General features: G+C 59.9%; 6 protein-coding genes. 3 read left to right on the top strand and 3 right to left on the bottom strand.

All coding sequences use genetic code 11. The features are described from left to right. Together PK789_RS02930 and PK789_RS02935 are read right to left on the bottom strand one after the other, a co-directional pair. The coding region (locus PK789_RS02930; RefSeq protein ID WP_503011878.1) for a Rossmann-fold NAD(P)-binding domain-containing protein at window positions 1–419 on the bottom strand (419 nt) is incomplete at its 3' end. Between the two features lie 249 nt (window positions 420–668). Further along, window positions 669–1,091 (bottom strand): hypothetical protein, encoded by a 423-nt coding sequence (locus PK789_RS02935; RefSeq protein ID WP_324306900.1) that lies wholly within the window; start codon window positions 1,089–1,091, stop codon window positions 669–671. Between the two features lie 143 nt (window positions 1,092–1,234). Here PK789_RS02935 and cysS point away from each other — a divergent pair, with 143 nt between their 5' ends. The 3 genes from cysS to PK789_RS02950 are packed head-to-tail and all read left to right on the top strand — an operon-like array spanning window position 1,235 to window position 4,298. Further along, the gene (cysS, locus tag PK789_RS02940) at window positions 1,235–2,611 is read left to right on the top strand and encodes a cysteine--tRNA ligase (protein WP_324306902.1); all 1,377 of its coding nucleotides are present in this window, start codon (window positions 1,235–1,237) and stop codon (window positions 2,609–2,611) included. Continuing rightward, window positions 2,608–3,051, top strand: coding sequence for a SufE family protein (locus tag PK789_RS02945; RefSeq protein ID WP_324306903.1), 444 nt, complete (start codon window positions 2,608–2,610; stop codon window positions 3,049–3,051). Before cysS ends, PK789_RS02945 begins: the two co-directional genes overlap by 4 nt. Then, complete coding sequence (locus PK789_RS02950; RefSeq protein ID WP_324306904.1) at window positions 3,048–4,298, top strand: MFS transporter; 1,251 nt, start codon at window positions 3,048–3,050, stop codon at window positions 4,296–4,298. Before PK789_RS02945 ends, PK789_RS02950 begins: the two co-directional genes overlap by 4 nt. 51 nt (window positions 4,299–4,349) lie before the next feature. On the opposite strand, the gene dksA is transcribed toward PK789_RS02950, so the two are convergent. Beyond that, the coding region (dksA, locus tag PK789_RS02955; protein WP_324306905.1) for an RNA polymerase-binding protein DksA at window positions 4,350–5,201 on the bottom strand (852 nt) is incomplete at its 5' end.

The raw sequence follows: 5,201 nt of genomic DNA on the forward strand, positions 1-5,201 counted from the left end.
ACCGGCACCGTGGAATATTTGGCAAAACTTTTCAGCACGATGTCCTGCCGGTCGTAAGCCCAATCCACGAATTTCGGAAACGCCCGCACACCGATCAAATCCACATAACGCGCCAACACCCGCGCCACTTCTGCGATGTGCTCTTCGGTGTCGCCATCCATCACCGTGCCAAGGTTGAATTCAATTGGCCACGCATCTTTGCCCGGTTGCAGCACGATGGCGTGGCCACCCAGCTGAAACGCGCCCAATTCGAAACTGGTGCGCGTGCGCATCGATGGGTTGAAAAACACCAGCGCGATGGATTTGCCTTTCAGCGCATCGCCCAACTTGCTGCGTTTGAATTCCGCCGCCTGCACCAACAGGGCATCAAGGTCGGGGCGGCTCCAGTCTTGGGTATTGAGGAAGTGCTTCATGGGCAAGAGTTCGCAAAAGTGAGGGAGGCCAAAACGCAAAAAACCCAGCCGCTAGGCTGGGTTTCGGAAAGTGTGGCGCATGAACGCGATCCGGATTACCCAGCAACAGGTGGCGGTTCCGGTCGGCGCGCACGCGAGGTCATGCCGGAGGCCATCCGGGCAGAGTTGGCGTAGCGCGTGGCGAGGTAGGCGTTCATCAAGGCGCGAATGGTCGCATGCTGCGCTTGCTAGCGCAAGCGCGATCATCGAAAGCAATCAATCGAACGGGTGCGGGGTGATCGAAATACGAATGCGCAAGCGATTGCCAGGGTCACGATCCATTCGCGTACGAAACTTGCTGCCGCGATACATGTAGTCCACATCAAACGCAACGGTGCGCCGGAATTCTTTTTCCACCGCCTCCATTCGGCAATTTTGCAGGCCTGCCGCACGTTCTTCGGAATTGGCACCGGCACTGCTCAGGCGGTCTTTTACCGAATTGACGATGCGCGATAGCGCGGTGCTTTGGGTAGCATCCTTTACATCACAGACGCGCTCGGTACTGGTGGTACGCAATACTTGATAGACCGGTCGCACCGATAGCACTTGCGCATAGTCAAAGCGCACGTTTTCAAGCGGCAAGGTCACGTCGCGCGGCACGTCTTGCGCGTGCGCACGCACGCATGCGAGCAAGCCCACGGACAGACACAACACCGGCATTGAACGGCATAAAGACATACAGCAAGTTTATCGGGCTGCCATAGCAAGCGCCTGAATCGCCGCTGTCGCAGCAACACCAGCCCATGGCACCTTACAATGGCCGATCCCAAGCGCGCGCAGCCATGAGCCTCTATCTCTACAACACATTGAGCCGTCGTCCCGAAGCATTTGTTCCGCTGGTCGCTAACTGCCCCACGCTGTATGTCTGCGGCCCCACCGTCTATAACTACGTGCACATCGGCAATGCACGCGGGCCGGTGGTATTTGGCGTGCTCGCCGCCTTGTTGCGGCGTCGCTACGGCGGCCTGCGCTATGCGCGCAACATCACCGATGTGGACGACAAGATCAACGCGGCGGCCCAAGCACTCGGCACGCCGATCACCACGATTACCGATAAATACACCGCCGCATATCGTGAAGATATGGCGGCACTCGGTGTCAATGGCGACTTCGCGCCCGATATCGAACCCGAAGCCACCCAGCATATCGGCCAGATCATTGCGATGATCGAGCGTTTGATTGCAGATGGCCATGCCTACGCGGCAGAGCATCATGTGCTGTTCTCGGTCGCCAGTTTTGCTGGCTACGGCAAACTTTCGCGCCGCGATACCGATGACATGCTGGCCGGTGCGCGCATCGAAGTGGCACCGTACAAGCGCGATGCGGGTGATTTTGTGCTGTGGAAGCCGTCCAGCGACGATCTGCCCGGCTGGGACTCTCCGTGGGGCCGTGGCCGCCCGGGCTGGCATATCGAATGCTCGGCGATGGCCGCAGCGCATTTGGGGCCCACCATTGATATCCATGCCGGCGGTGTGGATTTGCAGTTTCCGCATCACGAAAATGAAGTCGCGCAAAGTGAGTGCGCGCACGGAGGCGCGCCGTTTGCACGTTGGTGGCTGCACAACGGCATGCTGAATTTTGGCGGTGCCAAGATGGCCAAGTCGGTGGGCAATATCCAGCGCGTGCACGATTTGGTGCAAACGCACCCGCCGGAAGCGCTGCGCTACGCGCTGCTGTCGGCGCACTACCGGCAACCACTGGAGTGGTCGGATACGCTGATCGAACAATGCGTGCGCACACTGGACCGCTTGTACGGAACGCTGCGGGATTTGGCCGATGTGCAGGCCACCGCTGTGATTCCCGCCAGCATTGACGCGGCGCTGGACGACGACCTCAACACCCCGGCGGCGCTGGCGGAAATCGCGCGGCTTGCCGGTGAGGCACGCAAGGCCACCTCGCATGAGGACCGGGCCACGCTGAAAGCGCAATTGCTGGGCGCAGGCAAGGTGCTGGGCTTGTTGCAGCAAGCACCTGCCGAATGGTTCGCGCGTGGCGTGTCGGGGGATGACGATACGCGTATCCAAGCATTGGTGGACGAACGCGCCGCTGCCAAGCAAGCCCGCGATTTCGCCCGCGCCGATGCGCTCCGCCAGCAGCTGGCCGACGAGGGTATCTTGCTGGAAGACACCCCGCAGGGTGTCAGGTGGAAGCGGGCATGAGCACTTCCCCCTTCCCACTCGAACCCACCGCCGCCGACGCTCAAGCCGCCATTGCCGATGAATTCGGTTTTTTCGGTGACTGGTCTGAGCGTTATCAATACTTGATCGACTTAGGCCGCAAGCTGCCGGAATTTCCGGAGGCATGGAAGACCGAAGAACATCGTCTGCACGGTTGCCAATCTTTGGTGTGGATCGTGGCCGAAGGAGATGCCAGCTCGCTCCACTTTCATTCGATCAGTGATTCGGCCATCGTCTCCGGACTGATTTATCTGGCGCTGCGGGTGTATTCGGGCCGTAGCGCGCAGGAAATTCTGGCCACACAGTCCGACTACATCAGCGCCATCGGCCTGGCCAAACACCTGTCCCCCACCCGCAGCAATGGCCTGGCCGCACTGCTGGGCTTTATCCGCAATCGTGCAGAGCTTGCCCTGGGCGGATGAACCCATCCCTGCCATCGCCGCTGCGCAGCACCGGGTTCCGCTGGCTGTTGCTGTATCGAATGTGCACCCTGCTGTCGTACCAGATCGTGGCGGTGACAGTGGGCTGGCATATCTACGAGGTGACCCACAACACCTTGTCACTCGGCTTGGTGGGTTTGGCGGAAGTCATCCCATATTTTTGTGTTGCTCCATTTTCCGGCTATCTGGTGGATCATTTGCCGCGCCGCAAGATGGGTGCCGCCGCCTGCACCTTGCTGGCCATCAATGCCGGCGTATTGGCCTTGGTCGCCGGCAATATGGCCTTGCACACCCAAGGCACTTGGCCCATCTATCTGGCGGTGGCCGTGGGCGGCATCGGCCGTTCGGTGCTGGGCCCTGTCTATAACGCGCTGTTCGCGCGCGTGTTGCAGCGTGAACAATTTGCCACCGGTGCCAGCATCGGCAGTGTGATCTTTCAAGCCGGACTGGTATTGGGGCCAGCCTTGGGAGGCGTACTGGTGGGGGGAGTTGGAAAATCCATCTCGTATGCGGTGGGAACGGGGTTTGCACTCGTGGCCGCCGCCACTTTGCTGGCAATGCCGGTCTCGGAGTCGGCCATGAAGCAACAGCGCGGGCCAATTTTCGCCAGCATCGCCGAAGGCGCGCGCTTCGTGGCTGGCAATCAAATCATGCTGGGTGCGATGGCCTTGGACATGTTTTCGGTGCTTTTAGGCGGCGCGGTGTCGATGCTGCCAGCCTTCATCAAAGACATCCTGCACCAAGGCCCAGAAGCCCTTGGCCTGCTGCGCTCGGCACCGGCGGTGGGCTCAATTGTCATTGCACTCTGGCTGACTCGCCATCCGTTGCAACGCCACGCAGGGCGGGTACTGCTGCTGTCGGTAGCCGCGTTTGGTGTGTGCACCATAGCGTTCGCGCTATCACGCAATCTATGGCTATCGGCTGCCATCTTGCTTGCCTATGGCGCTTGCGATGGGGTGTCAGTGGTACTGCGTTCCACCATCATGCAATTGGTGACCCCCGATGAAATGCGCGGGCGGGTCTCCTCGATCAATGGCATTTTTGTCAGCTCATCCAATGAACTCGGTGCGTTTTACGATGGCGTGATGGCGCGTCTATTGGGATTGGTGCCGGCGATCATCGTAGGCGGCTGCGTGACGCTAGGGGTGGTGGCCAGTACCGCCAAGCTGGCGCCACGCTTGCGCAAGCTGGATATCCGCGAACTGCAGTCATGCAAAACCCCGCCGTAGCGGGGTTTTGTTGTGCCACATTGCTACAAGCAAGTTGCCGCAAGTGATGAATCAATCACCCATCAACTTTTGCGAATGCTCCCAGCGTTCTTGCGCATCGATGGTGCGCTCGGCTTGCGGGCGTGCCACCAAGCGATCCAGCCCGATTTCTTCGCCGGTATCCACGCAATAGCCGTACTCACCGCTATCCACGCGCTTGAGCGTGCTGTCGATCTTGCCAATCAACTTGCGATAGCGGTCACGGGTACGTAGCTCCAGCGCATTTTCGGTTTCACGGCTGGCGCGCTCGGCTTCATCGCCCACATCACGCACTTCATCCTTGAGGTTTTCGATGGTTTGCTTGGATTCTTCCACTAGTTCGGCACGGCGGCTCAACAGCATTTGCCGGAAAAACTCCAGCTGCAGCGGGCTCATGTATTCCTCATCTGCAGCAGGCTTGTAACCTGCGGGCAGCAACGGCCGGCCAGTGACTTCGTCCACCTGATAGGCCACCACTTTTTTCTGCTTACCTTTCAACTCGGGTTGCCCCGTGGGTGTTTTTTTCACCGCTACCATCACTTTCCCTTTCGTTTTTGGAACAACAGAGACCGGGGCTACCGGTGGCTCCGTATGTTTCTTGGTGCTTTGCTTGGTGACTGCAACCACCGGCTTGGCGGTGACAGCTACCGTTTTTGTATCCGCCGCCTTGGCCGGCGCGATGGTGGGCTTGGCGCTGGGCTTGCCCGTGACCGGCTTCACCGCAATGGGTTTGCCAGCTGGTGGGGGTGCTTTTGCGGTCACCGGCACAGCGGGTTTAGTCGCCGGCTTTGCCACTGGCTTGGCTGCCGGCTTGGCGACCGGCTTGTTGACCGCAGACTTGGCGATGGCCTTGCCCACGGGCTTGCTCGCTGGCTTGCTCGCTGG

It is taken from the genome of Thermomonas sp. (assembly GCF_035369645.1).
Taxonomy (GTDB): domain Bacteria; phylum Pseudomonadota; class Gammaproteobacteria; order Xanthomonadales; family Xanthomonadaceae; genus Thermomonas.